Here is a 20,098-nt window from a genome sequence, read left to right on the forward strand (position 1 = left end):
ACGGGTCCCGGGAGGAGGCCCCGGTCTGGACCGTGGAACTCAGCGCGGCCAGTGCGGCCGGCACTCAGGCGCTCGCGGCCCGGATCGGCGCGGTGCTGCAGGCCGGTGACCTGCTCGTGCTCACCGGGGAGCTGGGAGCCGGCAAGACCACGTTCACCCAGGGCCTGGGCGAGGGCCTGGGCGTGCGCCCGGGCATCATCTCGCCCACGTTCGTGCTGGTGCGCAGCCACCCCAACCTCGCCGGCGGCCCGGATCTGGTCCACGTCGATGCCTACCGGCTGGGCTCCGCGGCGGAGATCGACGATATCGACCTGGAGAATACCCTGGACTCCGTGGTTACGGTGGTGGAGTGGGGCCGGGGCCGGGTGGAGCACCTGAGCGACAGTTGGCTGGACATCACCCTGGTGCGCGCCACCGGCACCGCACCGGGCGCAGCCGGCCCTGCAGCGGTCGCCGCCGGCCCTGCAGCGGTCGCCGCCGGCCCTGCACCGGGCGCCGCCGGCCCCGCACCGGAGAGCCCCGCGCTGGACTTCGACGAGGCGGAGGAAGACGAACCACGGATCATCCGCATCGCCGCCTACGGGCCGCGCTGGGAGGGCAGGCCGCTGTTCTGAGCCCGCTGTGCGGGATGGGCACGGCCGCAAGCGTAAAATGGTCGGGTGCTGATCCTCTCCGTTGATACCTCCGCCATTGCCAGCGCGGCGCTGCTGACCGGAGAGGGGCAGATCCTGCGGGCCTTCGCCACCGAGGACACCCGGACCCACGCCGAGGTCCTGGCCCCGGGCATCCGCGCCCTGCTCGACGAGGCGGCCGTGGCCCCGGCGGAGCTGGACTCCCTGGTAGTCGGCGTCGGACCGGGACCGTTCACCGGCCTGCGCTCCGGGATCGCGACGGCGCGGGCGCTGGCCTTCGCCTGGGACAAGCCGCTGCACGGGGTGATGAGCCTGGACGCGGTGGCGGCCCAGGCGGCACCGGCAGCGCGCGCGGCCGGGCAGCCCGAATACATCGTGGCCACCGACGCCCGGCGCAAGGAAGTGTACTGGGCCCGCTACGGCACGGCCGGCAGCGCCGTGATGGGTACCGCAGGGGATGCGGTCCTGCCGGAGTTGCTGGACGGCCCGCACGTCGGCCCGGCGTCGGAGGTACCGCCGCTGCCGGCCTACGGCCGCGGGGCCGGGCTCTACCCGGAGCAGCTGGCGGCCGTGGCAGGATTTGAAGGCGTCCAGCCGACGGCCGAGGCGCTCGGACGCACGGCCGCGGCCCGCCTGGCCCGGGGGTTGCCGCTGCTGGACACCACCCCGCTGTACCTGCGCGAATCCGACGCCAAGGTGCCCGGACCCCGGAAGCGCGCACTGTGAAGCCCGGTGCCGCCGGCGGTATCCGGCCCATGACCGAGGCGGACGTCCCGGCTGTGGATGCCCTGGAAAAGGTGCTCTTCCCCGCGGACGCCTGGCCCACCTACATGTTCTACGACGAACTGTCCCAGCCGGACACCCGCACGTACTACGTCGCGGTGGACGCGCTGGGCACCATCATCGGATACGCCGGCGTGATGTGTATTCCGCCGATCGCCGACGTGCAGACCATCGCCGTCGTGCCCGAACGCGAAGGGCAGGGCATCGGCACGGCGCTGCTGACCACGCTGCTGGACGAAGCCCGCGCGTTCGGGGCCCGGGACGTGCTGCTGGAGGTGCGGGCGGACAATCCGCGGGCGCAGCGGCTGTACCGCTGGTTCGGCTTCGAGCAGATCCACGTCCGGCCGAGGTACTACCGGGACGGGGCGGACGCACTGATCATGCAGTTGGCGCTGGCCAACTGGACCGGGGACCCCGGACCTCGGACCGGCGCAGCCCGGGCCGTGCCGCAAGCAAGGATTGAGGAAACCACGGAGGAAACACAGTGAACCGCGAGCGGCCCCTGGTGCTGGGCATCGAGTCGTCCTGCGACGAGACCGGCGTCGGAATTGTCCGCGGGGACGAACTGCTGGCCAACACCGTGTCCTCGTCCATGGACGAGCACGTGCGCTTCGGAGGCGTGATCCCCGAGATCGCCTCCCGCGCGCATCTGGACGCGATGATCCCCACCCTGCGCCAGGCCCTGGACGAAGCCGGTGTCACCCTGGAGGACATCGACGCCCTCGCCGTGACCTCGGGACCCGGGCTGGCAGGGGCACTGATGGTGGGCGTCTGCGCGGCCAAGGCACTGGCCGTGGCCACCGGCAAGCCGCTGTACGCGATCAACCACCTGGTCGCTCATGTCGGCGTCGGCGTGCTCGACGGCGGCACGCTGCCGCAGAACCTCGGTGCGCTGCTGGTCTCCGGCGGCCACACCGAGATCCTGCGCGTCAAATCCCTTACCGACGACGTCGAACTGCTCGGTGCCACGATCGATGATGCCGCGGGCGAGGCGTACGACAAGGTCGCCAGGATCCTCGGGCTGGGCTACCCGGGCGGGCCGGTCATCGACCGGATCGCCCGCGAGGGCAACCCGAAGGCCATCCGCTTCCCGCGCGGGCTCAGCCAGCCCAAGTACATGGGCACCGCCGAGCAGCCGGGCCCGCACCGCTACGACTGGTCCTTCTCCGGGCTGAAGACCGCCGTGGCCCGCTGCGTGGAAGGGTTCGAGGCCGCCGGCCAGCAGGTGCCGGTCGCGGACATTGCCGCCTCGTTCCAGGAAGCGGTGGTGGATGTGATTACGGCCAAGGCCATGCTGGCCTGCACGGAGAACGGCATCAGCAACCTGCTGCTCGGCGGCGGAGTGGCAGCGAACTCGCGGCTGCGTGCGCTGACCGAAGAGCGCTGCGCGGCGCACGGGATCAGCCTGCGGGTGCCGCCGATCAGGCTGTGCACGGACAACGGCGCCATGGTCGCCGCCCTCGGAGCGCAGGTGGTCATGGCCGGGGGAGAACCCAGCGGGATCACCTTCGCGCCGGACTCCTCGATGCCGGTCACCAGCGTCCACCTCCCGCCCGTACGTTGACGACGCGGAAGATACCCTTCCCGACGCTGGAAAGGGCATCTTCCGCGTCGTCAACGTGGCATCGGTCTATGACGCTCCTTCGACGCCGCGCTGCTCGGCCGAAACAGGTGCGGGCCGTTCCACAGGCACGGCCTAGTACCCATTGCGCAGCAGCTGGATCCCGTCCATGACGACGGAGCGCAGGTCGTCCTCGTTTTCGGCGGCAATCCGGCGCTGGCGCTGGTAGCCGGCCCCGCGCTGGATGATGCCCTCGATGTCGGCCAGCTCCTTGCTGCAGCCGAGCCGGCGCGCCACCGGTTCCAGGCGGTTGAGTACATGCTCGCGCAGATGGTCGGTGACCAGCATTTCCCTGCCCGCGGCGTCCAGGATCACGATCGCGTCCAGCCCGTAGCGGGCCGCCCGCCACTTGTTCTCCTGCACGTGCCACGGCGGCATGGTCGGGATCGCCCAGCCCTCGTCCAGCACTGTGGAGAACTCCTCCACCAGGCACTGGGTCAGCGCCGCGATCGCCCCGACCTCCTCCAGCGTGGCCAGGCCGTCGCAGACGCGCATTTCGATGGTGCCCAGGCGCGCCACCGGGCGCACGTCCCAGCGGATCTCGCTGATCACGTCGATCACGCCGGTGGTGAGCATGTCCTGCACATAGTCCTCGTAGGCCGCCCAGGACGGGAACTGGAACGGCAGCCCCGCGGTGGGCAGCTGCTGGAACATCAGCGCCCGCTGCGAGGCGTAGCCGGTGTCCTCCCCGCCCCAGTAGGGCGAGGAGGCGGAGAGCGCCTGGAAGTGCGGGAAGTAGTTGACCAGTCCGTCCAGCACCGGCAGGGCCTTGTCCCGGTGGTCCAGGCCCACGTGCACATGCACTCCGTAGATGACCATCTGCTGGCCCCACCATTGGGTGCGGTCGATCAGCTTGGCATAGCGTTCCTTGTCCGTCACCGGCTGGGAGCGCGGAGCGGCGAAGGGATGGCTGCCGGCGCAGAACAGTTCCACGCCCATTGGATCGGTCACGGCACGCACCGAGTCCAGGCCGCTGGCCAGGTCGTCCTTGGCCTGCTCCACGGTGGTGCACACCCCGGTGACCAGTTCCACGGTGTTCAGCAGCAGCTCCTGCTTCACGTGCGGATGCTCGTCGTCATCCTTCAGCTCCGGGTGGTGGGTCTTCAGATCCTGCAGCACATTTTCGGCCACGGAGACCAGGTCCCCGGTCCTGCGGTCCACCAGGGCCAGCTCCCATTCGACGCCCAGGGTGGAGCGGGCCGATGGTGCGAAGTCGATATTCACTAATGGCTCCTGGGGTGTTTTGCCGGGCCGTGCGGGGTGGGGAGCCCAGAGTGAGCCCAGCTCGATTCTATTGCAGTGGTACCGTCGAAGGCGTGAGTTTTTCCGGTCCCCGGCCATGGCGTGCGGCACTTTCCGTCCTGGCAGCTTCAGCCGCCCTGCTGCTCTCGTCCTGCACCCCGGCCCCGCAGGCGCCCGCGCCGGGCGCCGCAGCGCCGTCGCCGTCCGCTGCACAGGCACAGGAGCAGGCCCTGTCTTGGGGGCCGTCCCGGCAGCATTTCGACGACGCCGCGGCAGCGGTGGCGGACATGTCCCTGGCACAGAAGGCCGGCCAGGTGATGGTCGCCTTCTACGCCGGCACCGACCCGGCCCCGCAGCTGCAGGCCATCGAGGAGCTGCACCTGGGCGGCAGCATCATCATGGGGGACAACGTCCCGAAGTCTGCCGACGGCACGGTGGACGTCGAAGCCATGAAGAGCGTGAACGAGTCGCTGCAGCGAGCGCTCTCGGCCGGCCGCAGCTGGCCCGGGATCATTTCCGTGGACCAGGAGGGCGGGCTCGTGGCCAGGCTTGGGGCGCCGCTGACCGAATGGCCGGCGCCCATGACCTACGGTGCCGCCGGCAGTGCCGAAGTCTCCCGGGAATCCATGCGGGCCCTGGCCACCGAGCTGGCGGCGCTGGGCTTCACCATGGACCATGCCCCGACCGCAGACCTGACCATCGGGGAGCAGGACCCGACCATCGGCGCGCGTTCGCTGGGCAGCAGCCCGTCGGCCGGAGCGCAGCTGGCGCCGCTGCTGGCCGGCTTCGAGGCCGCCGGCGTGATGCCCAGCGTCAAGCACTTCCCCGGCCACGGCTCCGTGACCACCGACTCGCATCTGGCGCTGCCGGTGCAGAAGGCTTCCCTGGCCCGGTTGAAGAAGCGCGACTGGGTGCCGTTCCGCGACGCCATCGCCGCCGGGGCGCCCGTGGTGATGATGGGGCATATCGCCGTGGAAGCACTGGATCCGGGCATGCCGTCCTCGCTTTCGGCGGCCAGCTACCGGCAGCTGCGCGGACTGGGCTTCGAGGGCGTGGCCGTGACCGACGCACTGAACATGGGGGCGATCGAATCCACCTATCCCGGCGGGCAGGCCGCGCCGATGGCGTTGAGGGCCGGGGCGGACCTGCTGCTGATGCCGGCGGACCCGTATGCCGCGCACGCGGCGGTCGTGGCCGCCGTCAAGGACGGGTCCCTGCCGGAGGAGCGGCTGGACGAGGCCGCCACGCGCGTGGTCGCCCTGCAGCTGTGGCAGGCCTCGCTGGCCGGTGGCGTGTCCCTGGACGAGGTCGGGGCACACCAGGAGGAGTCCAAGGCTGCGTCGGCGGCGGCGCTGACGGTGCTGACCGGACAGTGTTCGGGGGATCAGCTGGACGGTGCGCTTACCATCCAGGGAACGGACCCGCGCCACGTGCAGCGGCTCACCGAGGCGGCCCGGGCGCGCGGGCTTCAGCTGGGTGGCGGGCCGGTCGTAACCCTGCTCGACGGCGCGGCGACCGCAGCCGGGGATACCGCTGCGGATATCGCCGTGGCGCTCGATGGCCCGTGGGCCCTGGCAGATGCTGATGCCGGGCTGAAGGCGGCGCTGTACGGGGACACCCCGGCGGCGTTCGAGGCGCTGCTGGACTACCTCACCGGCCAGGCCCCTGCCCCGGGCAAGCTGCCGGCCACGGTGGGCGACTACAGCATCGGCACCGGCTGCAGCACCGGTAACCGCCCTGAGTAGCCGGCCCAAAAGACCCGTAGCTGCTACTCATGCGCCCGGTGGCTCCGTGTTTTTACGCTGGTGGAGAGCCGGCGGCGGTGCCTCCGTCAGGGGGTCTGCCCCAGCCGCCGCCGGCTCTTCGCCTGGCGTTTCCGCCGCTCCTCGGCGGACTCTTGGGACGGTATCCTGCATAGTCATAACGCCGAAGTAACGCCGCCGGTTCAAAATGGACCCGCCGGCTACCGGGCGATTTCCTGCGGCTGCCGTGCTGTTCGGGCGCACTCGAAGGAAGGTTCAGCCATGACCGCAATCGATGACAAGTGGCGCGAAATCCCATGGGTCGGAGCTCCCGTTGACACGGGCGCCGGGAGCGCGGAAATGGCCTTGCCGGACGGCCGCGGGCGGGCACGGGATTTTGAACACGCGACCATTGTCTGGTCGCCACAGACCGGTGCCCACGAGGTGCACGGGGATATCCGGATCAAATGGGCGCAGCTGGGCGGTACGCGCGGGTTTCTCGGCTACCCCTTGACAGACGAGACGGGCTGCCCGGACGGCGTCGGCCGGTTCAACCATTTCGAGGGCGGTTCCATCTACTGGACTCCCCGGACGAGGGCGCACGAGGTGCACGGTGCCATCCGCAGTCACTGGGCGTCGCTGGGCTGGGAACGCAGCGCTCTGCGCTATCCCGTCAGCGATGAGCGGGACATCCCGGGCGGCCGGATGAGCCAGTTCGAGGGCGGCCGGATCGACTGGACACCGGCGGGCGGGCCGGTGGTACGCAAGACCGTTCCGATCGACTGAGCGTTCCGCGGCGGTAAGGTCCGGCTCAGACCGGCTCCACCACAATCGCCACCCGCTCCTCGCCGATCCGCGTCAGCACCAGAGTGGCCTTGTTCGGGCCCTTGCCGGAACCCGTCAGCAGCGTCTTGCGCAGCTCGTCCGGAGCCACCGAGGTGCCGCGCTTTTTGATCTCCAGCACGCCGATCCGGGAAGCCTTCACCCATGCCTTGAGTTTCTTGACGTTGTAGGGCCGGACCTCCAGGACCTTGTAGGCGCGGGCGAAGGGCGTAGCCACCAGCTCCGGGGCACAGATGTAGGCGATGTGCGGATCCAGCAGGTGCCCGCCCAGTTGCCGGGCCACGTCGGCCACCAGGCCCGCCCGGATAACGGCGCCGTCCGGCTCGTACAGGTAGCCCTCCGCCGGGCCAAGGTCCACGTCCTGGTGGTCACGCTCATAATCGGTGCCGCTGGTCAGCTCGGCCGAGCCGCCGTCGCGGATGACCAGCGCGGCGCGCCGGATGCCCGGCCTGGCCAGCGAGTTGAACCAGAGTGCCGCCTCAGCCACCTCCCCGTGGACGGAAACCCACTGCGCCTCGCAGTTGGCCGGCAGCGATTCGTGCGGAATCCCCGGCCCCATCTTCACCCCCACCGGCAGGCCGCGGTCGGCCAGCGACTCGACGAAGGACAGCGGCGGGGAGAAGGCCTCCGGATCGAACAGCCGCGTGGTGCCCGACGTCGTTGTTGTCCGCCGTGCCGGATCCAGCCAGACGCCGTCCACGCCGGCCAGGTCCACCGCGGTGGCATCGGCATTGACCACGGTGGCCTCCGGCCACGGCATCAGGTTGATGGTGGCGACGGCGGCCGTAATTTCGTCGCGTTCGACGGCGGTGACCTTGCGGTCCAGCGTGGCCAGGGCCATCGCATCGGCGCCGATGCCGCAGCCTAGGTCCGCCACATGGGCCAGGCCGGCGGCCGCGAAGCGCTGGGCGTGCAGCGCGGCGATGTTCAGCCGGGTGGCCTGCTCCAAGCCGGCGTGGGTGAAGAGCATCCGCTCGGCGAACGGGCCGAACTTGGCGGCGGCTTTGGCCCGCAGCTTCGCCTGGGTCAGCACGGCGGAGACGAGTTCGGGGGAGTGGCCGGCCTTGCGCAGTTCAAGACTGGTCTTGAGGCTGTCCTTCTCCGAGTAGGGGCCGAGCGAGTTCAGCAGCGCCCAGCCCTCGGAGGTCAGCAGCGGGGCGATGTGTTCGTGTTCAGTGGAGGTCTCGGCCATGCTTCCAGCCTAGCTAACGGCAGGGCCCTTCCGGGGAGCGGGAAACTGCTCCCCGGACTCCTATAGACAATCTGTATACAAGCGGTATAAAGTGAGATGCATCACAATGCGTTGCTGCCTGGCCTCAGGGGCAGCGCATCCGCTGACACAACACCGGACCCCTTCGCATCTAGGAAATACATCCCATGAACGAACTGTCCAAAGACGAGCGCAGGCGCCAGAAGCATTCGCGGATGCCCGTCGTTGCCGGCTCGAGCCTGGCCGGCACCGCCGTCGAATGGTACGACTTCTTCCTCTACGGGACCGCGGCCGCCTTGGTTTTCAACAGGCTTTACTTCCCGACCGATGACCCGCTGATCGGCACCATGCTGGCGCTGGGTACGTTCGCCGCCGGCTTCATCGCGCGTCCGCTCGGCGCCGTCGTGATGGGGCACTTCGGGGACAAGCACGGACGGCGTGCCACCCTGATCGCCAGCCTGCTCATGATGGGTATAGCGACCGCTCTCATTGCAGTGGTCCCCACCTACGCCGTCATCGGCGTCGCTGCACCGCTGCTGCTGCTCCTGCTGCGGCTGGTCCAGGGATTCGCCCTCGGCGGGGAATGGGGCGGGGCAGTGCTTCTGGTCTCCGAACATGGCGATGAAAGCGCCCGGCGCGCCTTCTGGGCATCCTGGCCCAACATCGGACCGCCGCTGGGCAACCTGATGGCAGCAGGCGTCCTGGCGCTGCTGGCCGCAATGATGCCCGAAGAATCGTTCCTGGCCTGGGGCTGGAGAATTGCCTTCGGTTTGTCAGCCATCCTTGTCTTCATCGGCCTCTTCCTCCGCCTGTACGTCCAGGAGACACCGCTCTTCAAGGAAGCCCAGAAGCGGCGGGAAGAGCAGGAGCATCGCGAAGTCAAGCTGCCGCTGACCAAGCTCGTCCGGCGCAACTGGCGGCAGATCCTGATTGCTGCGGGAACCCGCATGGGCGAAAATGCAGGTTTCTACATCTACTCCCTCTTCATCATCACCTATGTGACCGAGATCCTGGGTATGGAGCGGCAGACCGGACTGACGGCCGTCATGATCGGCCAGGCCGCGGCAGTCATCGCCATCCCGCTCCTCGCGCTCCAGGCCGACAGGATCGGACGCCGGCCGCTGATCATCGCGGCCTCCATCGCCACCATGATCTGGGCCTTCGGCTTCTTCTTCTTCCTGGACATGGGCACCCTTCTGAGCGTGACGATTGCGGCCGTCGTCGGCCTGCTGATCTTCGCGACCTACAGTGCAGTGATCGGCGCGTTCTTCTCCGAACTGTTCCCCACCGATGTCCGCTACAGCGGAACCTCGGTTTCCTACAATCTGGCATCGGTCGTGGCAGGCGCCCTGTCTCCGGTCATCGCACTGGCGCTCTACACGCAGTTCGGAACCGGCTACGCCATCGGCATCTACCTCGCCGGGATGGGACTCATCTCGCTGATTTCCGCGCTGGTTGCCAAGGAAACCAGGCATCTGCGGCTCAGCGACCTGGACGAGCCTTCGGTCCGGCCCGGACTGTAGGAGGAAGGGCAGGCAGCTTTCTTCGGTGTCGGCCGCGTGGAAACCTGAGAGGATGCTTTCGCGCCGACGAGTCAAGGAGTAACCGACCATGAACGTACTGAAGAAGCCGGTCCAGCCCACGGCCCCGGAAGTTGCCTATCTGTGGCTGCGGGACGCGATCACCTCGCTGCCGTGGGACGAGGAGGCCTTCCTGAGCGAGAACGCAGTGGCGGAAGCTTCGGGGACTTCGCGGACTCCCGTCCGCGAAGCCCTGCTGCGGCTCGAGGCCGAAGGCCTGCTCCGCCGGGTCCCGCGCCGGGGCGCCTATGTGCCGGCACTGTCGGAGAAGGACATCGACGCGATGATGGAGGCCCGGCGGGTCATTGAGGAATGGGCGGTCCGCAAGGTCACCGGGTCCTCCTACTCGACGCGGAACCTTGAGGACCTGCTGGCCAGGCAGTCCGAGATCATCTCCGACCCGGTCCAGTTCATTCAGTGCGACATCGACTTCCACAAGGACATCGTGACCGCCGCCGGCAACCCGGTGCTCGCGGAAGTCTACGGATCCCTCAGGTACAAACAGCTGCGGATGGGCGTCCGCGCCATCCGGGACAGCCAGGGGCGCAGCGACCATGTCCTGGCGGAGCACCGGTCGATCGTGGAAGCGATCCAGTCGGGTGATCCCCTGCAGGCCGCGCAGGCCACCGGGGAGCACCTGGCCTCCACGTTGGCGGCACTCAAGGCACCGGGCAGCTAGCGCCGCGGGCCCCGCTGCGAGCGAAGCGGGCAGTGGGAACGTGCGACGAACTAGCCCGGGCCTGCACACGGCAGAACCTGCATCATCGCTACGAACAGAGGAATGAGTATGAAAGTGGCCCTTGTCCAGGTGGCCAGCCCGGATGGGGAAACCCAGGCGGAGCGGATCGCCCGGGTGGAACAGACCCTCCGCGGGCTCAACGGAGTGGACCTCATTGTCCTTCCCGAGCTCTGGAGCGCCGGGTACTTCCATTTCGATGACTATGCCAGCCTGGCCGAAACCATGGACGGCCCCACCGTTACCATGTGCTCCCGGGTGGCCAGGGACCTGCAGGCGCACGTCCACCTGGGCAGCATCGTCGAGACCTCCGGGAACGGCCAGCTGAAGAACACCTCGATCCTGTTGAGCCCGGAGGGCAGGGTGATCCACTCCTACAGCAAGGTCCATGTCTTCGGCTACCAGTCGCTGGAGTCCAAGTTGCTGACCCCCGGTTCCGCGCTTCCGGTGGTCCAAACACCGTTCGGCCGCGTCACCGGCACCACCTGCTACGACCTGCGGTTCCCCGGCCTGTGGATGGAGTTGAGCAAGCGGGGAGTGGAACTGGTCATCGTGCCGGCGGCCTGGCCTGCGGCCCGCCGCGAACACTGGCGGCTGCTGACCTCCGCCCGCGCCCTCGAACACCAGATCTTCGTGCTGGCCTGCAATGCCGTCGGCGAGCAGGCAGGAGTCACGCTCGGAGGCCACAGCCGGGTGGTCGATCCTTCCGGCGTTGTGCTGGCGGAAGCCGGCGACGAGGAGGAAGTGCTGATCGTGGACATTGATCCGGACCAGGTCCGCGCTACCCGCGAGGAATTCCCGGTCCTGGCCGACAGGCTCCCGGCATACGACCACCTCACCAACTAGCTCACCTACCAGGAGGAGCAATGAACGCTGCTGCGGACAAACCGCTGGCCTTCAGTGTTGACGGAACAGGCGAAGAAATCGTCCTGTCCGGTTTCACCGCCGTCGTGGCCGGCTATACCGGACGCGACCTGGCAGCGGTCCAGCACCACATTGACGAACTGGCCGCCATCGGCGTGGCACCGCCGCCGGAAATCCCGATGTTCTACCCCATGCCGCCGGAACTGTTCGACACCTCGGGCAGGCATACCGGGTCCGAACACCTCACCTCGGGCGAAGTGGAGCCGGTCTATATCCGCCACGCCGGCAGGTACTTCCTCGGCATTGGCTCCGACCACACCGACCGTGACCTGGAAACCCAGGACGTCGCAGCCTCCAAGCGGGCCTGCCCCAAGCCGGTCTCCCGCACGGTGATCGCTGTCGACGACCTGGCCGCCTTGTCCCTGGACGAGTGCGTGGCCCGCTGCTGGGTGGACGGGGACCGTTACCAGGAGGGCACCCTGTCCGGGCTGCGCACACCCAAGGAGATTGTGGACCTCTTCCTCGAGCGGACCGGGCTTGGCGACGACGACTTCGTCTGCCTGGGCGGAACCCTTCCGCTGCTGGACGGGAAGTTCAGGGCCGGAACGCGCTGGCGCGTCCGCCTGGACCTGCCCGGCGGGCGGTTTCTTGAACACGAGTACACCATGGAGAAAGGCTGACTCACATGCGCACTGGAAAAGAATATTTGGAATCGCTCAAGGACGGGCGGACGGTCCTCCTCGACGGCGACGTTGTCGACGACGTGACAGTGCATCCGGCCTTCGCCCGGGTGGCGCGGACCATGGCCGAGCTCTTTGACCTGGCGGCAGATCCGGCCAACGGCATGCAGGCGCACTCCGACGACATCGGCGGTACCGCCAACCGTGTCTTTATGGCGCCGCGCACAGCCGGGGAATTGACCGAGCGCCGCCGGGCCATCGAAGTCTGGGCCAAGCACACCCACGGGTGGGTAGGGCGCAGCCCGGATCATGTGGGAACATTTTTCGCGGCTTTCGGCACCCACCCGGAGGTGTTCAGGACCGAGACGCACGATTTCTCGGAGAACATCGCCAACTACTACAAGCGGATTCTCAGCGAAAACCTTTACGTGTCCTACGCCATCATCCCGCCGCAGGTTTCGCGTGCGACGACGGCATCCGGCTGGGAAGGCGACTTCCTGCAGGTGGGCGTGGTCCGCGAAACGGACGAAGGCATCATCGTGCGCGGCTCGCAGATGCTGGCCACCGGCGGGGCGATTGCCGACGAAGTGTTCGTCACCTGCATCAAGCCCCTCGGACCCGACGATGTGGACTTCGCCGTCAGCTTCGCCCTGCCGGCCGCGACGGAGGGCCTGAAGTTCTACTGCCGCAGGCCGTATGCGCCGGCGGCGACGAGCGAGTTCGACTATCCGCTGACCACCCGCTATGACGAGCCGGACGCTCTGGTGGTCTTCGACGATGTCCTTGTGCCCTGGGAGCGGGTCTTCGTGGACCGGGATGTGGACACCCTGCGGCGCCAGTTCTTCGACACCGGCGCCCATGCGCTGGGCAACTGGCAGGCGCAGATCCGCTTCATGACCAAGCTGAAGTTCATTGCCGCCGTGGCCCGCAAGGTCACCCAGGTCAACGGCACGGACAAGATCCCGGGTGTCCAGGAGAAACTAGGCGAACTGGCGGCGCTGGTCTCCGGCGTGGAGTCCGGTGTGCTGGCGGCTGAGTACACGGCCGAAGCCGACGGCGCCGGGGTCATGATTCCCGGGAAGCGTGCCCTGTACGGCGCTATGGGACTGCAGTTCGAGACATACCCGCGAATCATCTCCATCCTGCGCGACCTGGTGGGCGGGGGCGTGCTGCAGCTGCCTTCCAGCGTCGCGGACCTGAAGAGCGATGTGACCCGGGGGGACATGGAGCACTACGTCCAGTCGCCGGGCGTGCCCAGCGAGGAGCGGGTCAAGCTGTTCAAGCTTGCCTGGGACATCGTCGGGTCCGAATTCGCCGGCCGGCACCAGCAGTACGAGATGTTCTATGCGGGTGCGCCCTTTGTGGTCAAGGGGGCCTACACGTTCCGCAACTTCGGCTATGAAGGAGTCGTGGAAGAATTGGATGAATTCCTCTCCCAGTACGGCGTCAGCGGCAGGAAGGAGCACTGACCATGGCCAAGCCCGAGGTGGAATTCACCCCCGTCAGTTCCGTCGAATTCACCCCCTGCGATCCGCCGATCGAGGGTCTGTCCGAGGCGATCCTCGCGCGGGACGATGAAAGCGACGCCGTGACCCGGATCCTGAAATTCGAACCGGGCACCGACACCTCGCCGAACGGTCCGCTCCGGCACGACTTCTGGGAGGAAGTCTTCATCTTCGAAGGCTCGTTCGTGGACCAGCGCCTGAACAAGACCTTCAAGGCCGGCGACTGGGCCACCCGGCCGCCGGGCATGGAGCACGGGCCGTGGATCTCCGAGACCGGGGCCAAGATGTTCGAAGTCAGGTACTACAGCAGGGACGGGGCCGGCCATGAGTAGGCAGAGCCAGTTCCAGGTTCCCGACAGCCTGGCAATGCGCCGCACCATGGGCAGGTTCCTGACCGGCGTTGCCGTCGTCACCACGCGCAGCGGCGATGAACTGCACGGAATGACGATCAACTCGCTGACCTCCATCAGCCTCGACCCGCCCATCCTGATGGTGTCGCTGACGTTCGGAGCCCGGACCACCGACGCCCTGCTCGAATCCGGCAGGTTCGCCATCTCGATCCTGGGCGCCAAACAGGAGGCGATTGCGCGCAAGTTCGCCACCCGCGGCGGCGAACGCTTCGAAGTCGGTGAGTTCGACTACACGGACAACGGACTGCCGGTGGTCAAGGACGCCCTGTCCCAGGCCGACTGCACCGTGGTGAACCAGTACGAAATCGGGGACCACCAGGTCTTCTTCGGGCAGGTCACCGGCTGCCGCGACCGCAATGGAGCGGCGCTCGCTTTCAATGCCGGAAAATTCGGGTCGTTCCATGACTTCCACCACGCGGAGCTGCCCTGGTTCTTCTGACCCGGGGAAGGGAATTGCCCCGGCCCCTGCACAGCGGGATGGGGTGGCCGCAGCCGCGGCCACCCCATCCCGCTGTTGCTCTACAGCGACTGCCTGTTTGCCGTATTTGCGGCAGTCATAGCGGTCCTTGTTGCTGTAGTCCCAGCCATCTGCCTTTGTAGCTGGCGGCAATGTAGGTCCGTCCGCACTTCAGGCCGTGGTCGGTGAACTTGAAATCGTTGTACTTGTTGGTCTTGACCCACCGGTCATCGACGACGCGGTGCTTCTTCTTCGAGATGTCAATGACCCACACGTGCACGAACTTGGCTTTGCAGTCCTTTCCCTCGACACGGTAATGACCGTTCTTCTTGATATCCAGATACAGGTACGAAGTGTCCTTTAGACGGCAACGGCGCTGTCCGGAGCCGCCTCGACGCTCGCCCCGGCCGGAGCCGGCATGCCCAGGCCTGCGGGCAGACCCAGGACTATGCCTGCGATGAGGAGCAGCAGGCGCCGCATCGCTGACCTTTTCATCATGGCAGTGCCTCCGAGAAGATGCCGGTCGTAGGACGCAGGCGGTGCGTCCGCCGGAAGTCTGGCCGGATGCGGTACGGCCGGGCACCGGCAGACCCGCCCGCGTGTTCCGCTCCCCCGGGATGGCGCCAGGGCAGCGGACTGCCCGCGCCGGACCGGCGCCACAAGGTGACGATTGACCGTTGCCAATTGCACGTTTTTTCAGAGCAGGCCCGGGCAGTGGATACATTAGGCTCCTGCCATGGGAGAAACTGCCATGGCGGCAAGCCATCGCCGGAACCTGCGCGAGGAAATCGCCCTGTACCTGACCGCGGCCCGCTGCTTCCGTGACCTGCTGGCGCGGCTGCCCGTCGACGGCTGGGACCGTCCCGGACTCGGGGAGTGGAGTATACGGACCCTCGCCGGGCACACCAGCCGGGCCCTGTCTACCGTGCTGACCTACCTGGACCGGCCGGCCGACCGCGTGGAGGTGGAGTCCGCAGCCGCCTACTACCGCACCCCCGGCCTGGCCAGTTCCCCGGAGGTCACCCCGCGGGCGGTGCAGGCAGGGGAACAGTTGGGCGATGAGCCGGTGGCGGCGGTGGACGCGATGCTGGCCAGGCTCGAGGCACGGCTGCCGCAGGAAACCGACCGCGTCATCAGCACCGTGGCCGGCGGCATGCGCCTGGGCGATTACCTGCCCACCCGGATCTTCGAGCTGGCGGTCCATTCGCTGGACCTGGCGGCCGCCTGCGGGACCGAGGTCCGCCTGCCGGCGGACGTGGAACTGGCCGCCGGGGAACTGGCGCTGCGCATCGCCGTCGGACGGGGCGACGGCGCGGCGCTGCTGCTGGCGCTCACCGGCCGCCGGTCCCTGCCGCAGGGTTTCTCAGTGGTCTGACGCCGGGCCGGCCACGGTCACGGCCACCCGCTGCACGGCGTTGTTGCCCATGCCCAGGCAGTTCCATTCCGGCTCCAGCGGCTGGAGCTGGCCCAGGCCGTCCATCGCCCGGCACATCAGCAGATGTTCGCCGGCTTCGGCCTGCCAGCTGAAGGACCAGCCGCGCCACGCGAACTCGCCGTCGGGCGCATCCAGCTGCGCCTCGGACCACACGCCGTCCACGGCCACCTGGACCCGCTGGATGGGCGCCCTGCCCGACCAGGCCCGCCCGCGCAGCAGCACCGGTCCCGCCTGCACCAGCCGGTGCCGGGTGAGGAAGTCCGGGATGCCCGGTGGGACCATCAGCGAACGGACCTTCATCCGGGTGACCGGCTCGCCCCGTTCCTCCTCGTCCTGCTTGTACCGGTAGGAACCGATCTGCTGGAACCCCTCGAAGGGCGCGGTGGCGGCCTCGATGCCGGTCAGCCATTTCACGCTCGCCATGCCGTACCAGCCCGGCACCAGCAGTCGCACCGGGAAACCGTGCTGCGGGGGCAGCGGGGCCCCGTTCATCGCCCAAGCCAGCAGCACATCCGGGGAGAGCGCCTCGGACAGCGGCAGGCTGCGGGCGTAGTTGTGCTCCTGGCCGCCCTAGATGCCCCGGTCGGCACCGGTGAAGACGATTTCCACCGCCTCCGGTTCCAGCCCGGCCTCCTCAAGCAGCGGAGCCAGCGGGGTGCCCGTCCACGCGGCGGTGCCGATGCCGCCAAGTATCCAAGGCTGGCTGACCGGCCGCGGGTGCAGCAGGCTGCGCCCGTTGCCGGCGCATTCCAGCGTGACGGCCAGTGTGCGCCGGCCGCGGGCCTGCAGCTCGGGCAGGGACACTTCCAGCGGGCGCCGGACAGCACCGCCGATGCGCAGGCGCCAGCCTCCGGCATCGATCGCAGGGACATCGAAGTGGATCAGCAGGTAGTGCAGGCCTGCCGGGGTGCGGTCGAAACCGAGCATCTCCAGCGGCATCGCATGGTTGCGGGAGGCCAGCTGAAGCTCTTCGGCGGTCAGCGGGGGGTCTGCCACCGGGAGCTGGCCGGCCAGGCTGGCGGCTTCCGGAGCGGGATGCACGGCCGATGCGCCAGGGGCGCCGGGCCGTCGTCGCGTCGTCATGCCTTCAGTGTTCACCGCGGTGCGGACCGCTGTCAGGAACTTGGGTTCCACACGGCCAGTTCCGCGAGCCGGCCGGGCTCGACGACGACGATGCGGTCCCGTTCCGTGCGGACGACGCCGGCTTCGCGCAGCTCGCGCAGGATCCGCACCACCACTTCCCGGACCGAGCCGACCGCCTCGGCGAGTTCCTGCTGGGTGGTATGCACGGCCAGCTCGGGCCCGGCCCCCGGCCAGGCCGCCGGCAGGACCGGCTGGCCGCCGTCGTCATTGCCGGCGGCCAGGTCCAGCAGGTGCCGGGCCACGCGCTGGCGCACCGAGGTGAAGGCGCTGCCCGGGATTTCGGCCATGAACCCGAGCACTCGCTCGCTGAGCTCGCGCAGGAACGCATGGGCCACCGGCAGTTCGCGCGCGGCCGCGGCCCGGGCCCGGCCGGCCGCCAGCTGCAGCAGGCTCGTGTCGGTCAGCGCCACCGCGCTCGCCGGCAGGGCAAAATGTGGGGCAAACAGGGACACCACGCCGATCAGGGCGCCGCGGCGGCAGTAGCGCACGGTGATCGTCCGGCCGTCCGGGGCGGTGGCATAGAACTTCAGCAGTCCGGAGACCACCAGTTCCAGGTGCGCCGCGGTATCGCCCTCGCGGTGGGTCATGGTGCCCGCCGGGACCAGGATGCGCGTAGTACCGTACAGGAGCTCATCCAGCAGCGGTTCGGGAAGCCCGCCCAGTTGCGACGCAGCCACGGCCTGGCGCGTCAGGCTGTCCGCGGACCAGACCCGGCCCGGGCCGGCCTCCGCCGTCATCGCCGGGCCGCCGTATATGGAATTCTGCCCCCTGCCAGCACCATGGCCACCTGGCGCTCCGAGAGTCGGTGCTTCAGCACGATCGCCTGCCCGTCCAGCTCTGCGCCGATGTCCGTGCCCGGCCGCAGGGCACGCAGGCCCCTGAACGCCAGCACGCTGCCGGGACGGAGGGCGTTGTAGTCTGCCGGCCGGGCGAACTCCAGCGGAAGGATGCCGAAGTTGGCCAGGTTCTGCCAATGGATCCGGGCAAAGGATCTGGCGACGACGACCCGCAGCCCCAGATAGCGCGGGGCGATTACGGCGTGCTCGCGCGACGATCCCTGCCCGTAATTCTCCCCGCCCACGACGGCGTGCCCCGCCCCCGCTGCCCGGGCCCGCTCCGGGTAGTCGGCGGCGATCCTGCTGAAGCTGAACTCGGCGATTTTGGGAATGTTGCTGCGGTAGGGCAGCACCTGGGCGCCGGCGGGCATGATCTCGTCGGTGGACACATTGTCGCCCATCTTCAGCAGCACCGGCAGTTCCAGCTCGTCCGGCAGCGGGTCGAAGTCCGGCAGCGAGGAGATATTGGCGCCCTTCACCAGTTCCACGTCCCGGGCCTGGTCCCGGGGCAGCGGCGGCTGCAGCATGGCGGTGTTGCTGCTGTAGCGGCCCGGCAGGTCCGGCCGCGGGTAGCCGAGCCCCAAATCGCGGCCCAGGTCCCTCGGGTCCGTGATCACCCCGGTCAGCGCCGCGGCGGCGGCTGTCTCCGGGGAGCAGAGCCAGACGGCGTCTTCCCGGGTGCCCGAGCGGCCCGGAAAATTGCGCGGCACGGTGCGCAGGCTGTTGCGTCCGGTGGCCGGGGCCTGTCCCATGCCGATGCAGCCCATGCAGCCGGCCTGGTGGATGCGTGCGCCGGCCTGGATGAGCTGGAAGAGCCAGCCGCCCTTGGCCAGGTCCTGCAGCAGCTCCCGCGACGTGGGATTCACATCGACGGAGACCTGCGGGTGGGTCTGCCGGCCGGCCAGGATCTCGGCCACCACCGCGAAGTCCCTCAGCCCCGGATTGGCCGAGGAGCCGACGACCACCTGGAAGACCTCCTCCCCGGCCGCCTCGCGCACCGGCACCACGTTGCCGGGGGAGGAGGGCCGGGCGATCAGCGGTTCCAGGCCGGACAGGTCGATAGTCTCGGTGTCGTCGTAGCCGGCGTCCGGATCGGCCGCCAGCTCGCGGAAGTCCTGCGGGCGGCCCACTGCCCGCAGATAGTCCCGAACGGCGCCGTCGGCCGGGAAGACGCTCGTGGTGGCACCAAGCTCCGCGCCCATGTTCGCGATCACGTGCCGGTCCATCGCCGTCAGGTGCGCCAGCCCGGGGCCGTAGTATTCGATGATGCGGCCGGTCCCGCCCTTGACGTCGTGGCGGCGCAGCAGCTCCAGGATCACGTCCTTGGCCGAGACCCAGTCCGGCAGCTTCCCGGTCAGCTCCACGCCCCAGATCCGGGGCATGGCCAGGTACAGCGGGTCGCCGGCCATGGCCATCGCCACCTCCAGACCGCCGACGCCGATGGCCAGCATGCCCAGGGCGCCGGCGGCGCAGGTATGCGAATCGGAGCCGGCCAACGAGGCCCCGGGCCGGCCGAAGCGGGCCTGGTGCACCGGGTGCGAGACGCCGTTGCCGGGTTTGGAGAACCAGAGGCCGAAGCGCTGGGCGGCCGAAAGCAGGAAGAGGTGGTCTTCGGGGTTCTTTTCGTCGGTCTGCAGCAGGTTGTGGTCCACGTACTGGGCGGACAGCTCGGTCCTGACCTGGTCCAGGCCGAGCGCTTCCAGCTCCAGCATCACCATAGTGCCGGTGGCGTCCTGGGTCAGGGTCTGGTCGATCCGGAGCCCGATCTCGGTTCCCGGCGTCATCCCGCCGCTGACCAGGTGCTCGCTGATGAGTTTTTGCGCAAGGTTTTGTCCCATGGCCTTCTCCGTCCAGGCCCGGGGCCGTCACCGGCAGCGGGCCCTGTTCCCATGCTAGGCCTGCAGGAACGATGGCGCGAGGGGCCTCTGGCGGGTGCGGCACGTCCGTGCCATCGTGGAACGTGTTCATCCGGCCGGTCCGTCAAAGGAGAGCACCATGTTCGTTGCCAAAGGCGCCCTGAGCAGTTTCAGCGTCAATGACATCCCTGCCGCAAGACAGTTCTATGGCCGCACCCTCGGGCTCACGGTGGCCGACGGCGGCATGGGTACCTTGGACCTCACGTTGCCCGGCGGCGGGAAGGTCCTGGTCTATCCCAAGGACAATCATGAACCGGCCACCTTCACCGTCCTGAATTTTTTGGTGGAGGATGTGGACGCAGCTGTCCAGCAGCTCAACGACCTGGGAGTGCAGACCAAGATTTACGACGACCCCGGCCTGCCCACCGATGACCGCGGCATCATGCGCGCTGAAGGACTGGAAATTGCCTGGTTCAAGGACCCGGCCGGCAATGTGCTCGCGGTCCTGAAGGACTAAGGCCCG

22 protein-coding genes and 1 pseudogene are annotated in these 20,098 nt (G+C 68.5%); 15 read left to right on the forward strand and 8 right to left on the reverse strand.

Annotated elements, in window-relative coordinates; genetic code table 11:
- Positions 1-32 precede the first annotated feature (32 nt).
- Genes tsaE through tsaD form a run of 4 tightly spaced genes read left to right on the forward strand, consistent with a single transcriptional unit; the run spans position 33 to position 2,979 of the window.
- Complete coding sequence (gene tsaE / locus HGG74_RS03715) at positions 33-614, forward strand: tRNA (adenosine(37)-N6)-threonylcarbamoyltransferase complex ATPase subunit type 1 TsaE (RefSeq protein WP_312856744.1); 582 nt, start codon at positions 33-35, stop codon at positions 612-614.
- A 45-nt stretch (positions 615-659) separates the two neighbouring features.
- Positions 660-1,358 (forward strand): tRNA (adenosine(37)-N6)-threonylcarbamoyltransferase complex dimerization subunit type 1 TsaB, encoded by a 699-nt coding sequence (gene tsaB / locus HGG74_RS03720; protein ID WP_168484991.1) that lies wholly within the window; start codon positions 660-662, stop codon positions 1,356-1,358.
- A gap of 29 nt (positions 1,359-1,387) precedes the next feature.
- On the forward strand, positions 1,388-1,903 hold the full coding sequence (rimI, locus tag HGG74_RS03725) for a ribosomal protein S18-alanine N-acetyltransferase (protein ID WP_168484992.1): 516 nt from the start codon (positions 1,388-1,390) through the stop codon (positions 1,901-1,903).
- Positions 1,900-2,979, forward strand: coding sequence for a tRNA (adenosine(37)-N6)-threonylcarbamoyltransferase complex transferase subunit TsaD (gene tsaD / locus HGG74_RS03730; RefSeq protein WP_168484993.1), 1,080 nt, complete (start codon positions 1,900-1,902; stop codon positions 2,977-2,979). Before rimI ends, tsaD begins: the two co-directional genes overlap by 4 nt.
- 132 nt (positions 2,980-3,111) lie before the next feature.
- Here the strand turns inward: tsaD and HGG74_RS03735 are convergent, their stop codons facing one another.
- Positions 3,112-4,260, reverse strand: a complete 1,149-nt coding sequence (locus tag HGG74_RS03735; protein ID WP_168484994.1) for a glutamate--cysteine ligase — start codon at positions 4,258-4,260, stop codon at positions 3,112-3,114.
- Positions 4,261-4,352: 92 nt separating this feature from the next.
- On the opposite strand from HGG74_RS03735, the gene HGG74_RS03740 reads away from it, so the two are divergent.
- Positions 4,353-6,023: a glycoside hydrolase family 3 protein gene (locus HGG74_RS03740; RefSeq protein ID WP_312856724.1), complete on the forward strand. Its 1,671-nt coding sequence runs from the start codon at positions 4,353-4,355 to the stop codon at positions 6,021-6,023.
- Positions 6,024-6,302: 279 nt separating this feature from the next.
- Positions 6,303-6,806, forward strand: coding sequence for an LGFP repeat-containing protein (locus tag HGG74_RS03745; protein WP_168484996.1), 504 nt, complete (start codon positions 6,303-6,305; stop codon positions 6,804-6,806).
- Between the two features lie 25 nt (positions 6,807-6,831).
- On the opposite strand, the gene HGG74_RS03750 is transcribed toward HGG74_RS03745, so the two are convergent.
- Complete coding sequence (locus HGG74_RS03750; protein ID WP_168484997.1) at positions 6,832-8,055, reverse strand: class I SAM-dependent methyltransferase; 1,224 nt, start codon at positions 8,053-8,055, stop codon at positions 6,832-6,834.
- Between the two features lie 185 nt (positions 8,056-8,240).
- Between HGG74_RS03750 and HGG74_RS03755 the strand changes: the two genes are divergently transcribed.
- From HGG74_RS03755 to HGG74_RS03785, 7 genes are all read left to right on the forward strand, one after another.
- On the forward strand, positions 8,241-9,596 hold the full coding sequence (locus HGG74_RS03755) for an MFS transporter (RefSeq protein ID WP_168484998.1): 1,356 nt from the start codon (positions 8,241-8,243) through the stop codon (positions 9,594-9,596).
- Positions 9,597-9,684: 88 nt separating this feature from the next.
- Complete coding sequence (locus HGG74_RS03760) at positions 9,685-10,332, forward strand: GntR family transcriptional regulator (RefSeq protein WP_168484999.1); 648 nt, start codon at positions 9,685-9,687, stop codon at positions 10,330-10,332.
- A gap of 108 nt (positions 10,333-10,440) precedes the next feature.
- The gene (locus tag HGG74_RS03765) at positions 10,441-11,235 is read left to right on the forward strand and encodes a carbon-nitrogen family hydrolase (protein WP_168485000.1); all 795 of its coding nucleotides are present in this window, start codon (positions 10,441-10,443) and stop codon (positions 11,233-11,235) included.
- A 20-nt stretch (positions 11,236-11,255) separates the two neighbouring features.
- The gene (locus HGG74_RS03770; protein WP_168485001.1) at positions 11,256-11,933 is read left to right on the forward strand and encodes a DUF2848 family protein; all 678 of its coding nucleotides are present in this window, start codon (positions 11,256-11,258) and stop codon (positions 11,931-11,933) included.
- Between the two features lie 5 nt (positions 11,934-11,938).
- Positions 11,939-13,402, forward strand: coding sequence for a 4-hydroxyphenylacetate 3-hydroxylase family protein (locus HGG74_RS03775; RefSeq protein WP_168485002.1), 1,464 nt, complete (start codon positions 11,939-11,941; stop codon positions 13,400-13,402).
- Positions 13,403-13,404: 2 nt separating this feature from the next.
- Entirely contained in the window at positions 13,405-13,770 is a 366-nt protein-coding gene (locus tag HGG74_RS03780) for a cupin domain-containing protein (RefSeq protein ID WP_168485003.1), read from the forward strand.
- Entirely contained in the window at positions 13,763-14,287 is a 525-nt protein-coding gene (locus tag HGG74_RS03785; protein WP_205761255.1) for a flavin reductase family protein, read from the forward strand. The genes HGG74_RS03780 and HGG74_RS03785 overlap by 8 nt, the downstream gene beginning before the upstream one ends.
- Positions 14,288-14,402: 115 nt before the next feature.
- Here the strand turns inward: HGG74_RS03785 and HGG74_RS03790 are convergent, their stop codons facing one another.
- Together HGG74_RS03790 and HGG74_RS03795 are read right to left on the reverse strand one after the other, a co-directional pair.
- The gene (locus HGG74_RS03790; protein WP_168485004.1) at positions 14,403-14,579 is read right to left on the reverse strand and encodes a hypothetical protein; all 177 of its coding nucleotides are present in this window, start codon (positions 14,577-14,579) and stop codon (positions 14,403-14,405) included.
- Positions 14,580-14,665: 86 nt separating this feature from the next.
- Positions 14,666-14,803, reverse strand: a complete 138-nt coding sequence (locus HGG74_RS03795; protein ID WP_168485005.1) for a hypothetical protein — start codon at positions 14,801-14,803, stop codon at positions 14,666-14,668.
- 238 nt (positions 14,804-15,041) lie between these two features.
- Between HGG74_RS03795 and HGG74_RS03800 the strand changes: the two genes are divergently transcribed.
- Positions 15,042-15,680 (forward strand): maleylpyruvate isomerase N-terminal domain-containing protein, encoded by a 639-nt coding sequence (locus HGG74_RS03800; protein WP_205761257.1) that lies wholly within the window; start codon positions 15,042-15,044, stop codon positions 15,678-15,680.
- On the opposite strand, the gene HGG74_RS22220 is transcribed toward HGG74_RS03800, so the two are convergent.
- From HGG74_RS22220 to HGG74_RS03815, 4 genes and pseudogenes are all read right to left on the reverse strand, one after another.
- The gene (locus tag HGG74_RS22220) at positions 15,669-16,040 is read right to left on the reverse strand and encodes a molybdopterin-binding protein (protein WP_376766118.1); all 372 of its coding nucleotides are present in this window, start codon (positions 16,038-16,040) and stop codon (positions 15,669-15,671) included. The two genes, HGG74_RS03800 and HGG74_RS22220, sit on opposite strands and share 12 nt — an antisense overlap.
- Positions 16,041-16,115: 75 nt before the next feature.
- Positions 16,116-16,823, reverse strand: a pseudogene (locus tag HGG74_RS22225) (molybdopterin-dependent oxidoreductase); the annotation flags it as partial.
- Positions 16,824-16,855: 32 nt separating this feature from the next.
- Entirely contained in the window at positions 16,856-17,620 is a 765-nt protein-coding gene (locus HGG74_RS03810) for a Crp/Fnr family transcriptional regulator (RefSeq protein ID WP_168485006.1), read from the reverse strand.
- A complete protein-coding gene (locus HGG74_RS03815; RefSeq protein WP_168485007.1) occupies positions 17,617-19,557 on the reverse strand; it encodes an aconitate hydratase in 1,941 nt (646 codons plus the stop codon). Before HGG74_RS03815 ends, HGG74_RS03810 begins: the two co-directional genes overlap by 4 nt.
- 157 nt (positions 19,558-19,714) lie before the next feature.
- Between HGG74_RS03815 and HGG74_RS03820 the strand changes: the two genes are divergently transcribed.
- Positions 19,715-20,092 (forward strand): VOC family protein, encoded by a 378-nt coding sequence (locus HGG74_RS03820; RefSeq protein ID WP_168485008.1) that lies wholly within the window; start codon positions 19,715-19,717, stop codon positions 20,090-20,092.
- Positions 20,093-20,098 lie beyond the last annotated feature (6 nt).

It is taken from the genome of Arthrobacter mobilis (assembly GCF_012395835.1).
GTDB lineage: Bacteria > Actinomycetota > Actinomycetes > Actinomycetales > Micrococcaceae > Crystallibacter > Crystallibacter mobilis.

Bases quoted from the DNA above. Each gene is read 5' to 3' on its own strand.
- rimI (WP_168484992.1), top strand. From the start codon at position 1,388: ATGACCGAGGCGGACGTCCCGGCTGTGGATGCCCTGGAAAAGGTGCTC.
- HGG74_RS03745 (WP_168484996.1), top strand. From the start codon at position 6,303: ATGACCGCAATCGATGACAAGTGGCGCGAAATCCCATGGGTCGGAGCT.
- HGG74_RS03750 (WP_168484997.1), bottom strand. From the start codon at position 8,055: ATGGCCGAGACCTCCACTGAACACGAACACATCGCCCCGCTGCTGACC.
- HGG74_RS03755 (WP_168484998.1), top strand. From the start codon at position 8,241: ATGAACGAACTGTCCAAAGACGAGCGCAGGCGCCAGAAGCATTCGCGG.
- HGG74_RS03760 (WP_168484999.1), top strand. From the start codon at position 9,685: ATGAACGTACTGAAGAAGCCGGTCCAGCCCACGGCCCCGGAAGTTGCC.
- HGG74_RS03765 (WP_168485000.1), top strand. From the start codon at position 10,441: ATGAAAGTGGCCCTTGTCCAGGTGGCCAGCCCGGATGGGGAAACCCAG.
- HGG74_RS03770 (WP_168485001.1), top strand. From the start codon at position 11,256: ATGAACGCTGCTGCGGACAAACCGCTGGCCTTCAGTGTTGACGGAACA.
- HGG74_RS03775 (WP_168485002.1), top strand. From the start codon at position 11,939: ATGCGCACTGGAAAAGAATATTTGGAATCGCTCAAGGACGGGCGGACG.
- HGG74_RS03780 (WP_168485003.1), top strand. From the start codon at position 13,405: ATGGCCAAGCCCGAGGTGGAATTCACCCCCGTCAGTTCCGTCGAATTC.
- HGG74_RS03785 (WP_205761255.1), top strand. From the start codon at position 13,763: ATGAGTAGGCAGAGCCAGTTCCAGGTTCCCGACAGCCTGGCAATGCGC.
- HGG74_RS03795 (WP_168485005.1), bottom strand. From the start codon at position 14,803: ATGATGAAAAGGTCAGCGATGCGGCGCCTGCTGCTCCTCATCGCAGGC.
- HGG74_RS03800 (WP_205761257.1), top strand. From the start codon at position 15,042: ATGGGAGAAACTGCCATGGCGGCAAGCCATCGCCGGAACCTGCGCGAG.
- HGG74_RS22220 (WP_376766118.1), bottom strand. From the start codon at position 16,040: ATGAAGGTCCGTTCGCTGATGGTCCCACCGGGCATCCCGGACTTCCTC.
- HGG74_RS03810 (WP_168485006.1), bottom strand. From the start codon at position 17,620: ATGACGGCGGAGGCCGGCCCGGGCCGGGTCTGGTCCGCGGACAGCCTG.
- HGG74_RS03815 (WP_168485007.1), bottom strand. From the start codon at position 19,557: ATGGGACAAAACCTTGCGCAAAAACTCATCAGCGAGCACCTGGTCAGC.
- HGG74_RS03820 (WP_168485008.1), top strand. From the start codon at position 19,715: ATGTTCGTTGCCAAAGGCGCCCTGAGCAGTTTCAGCGTCAATGACATC.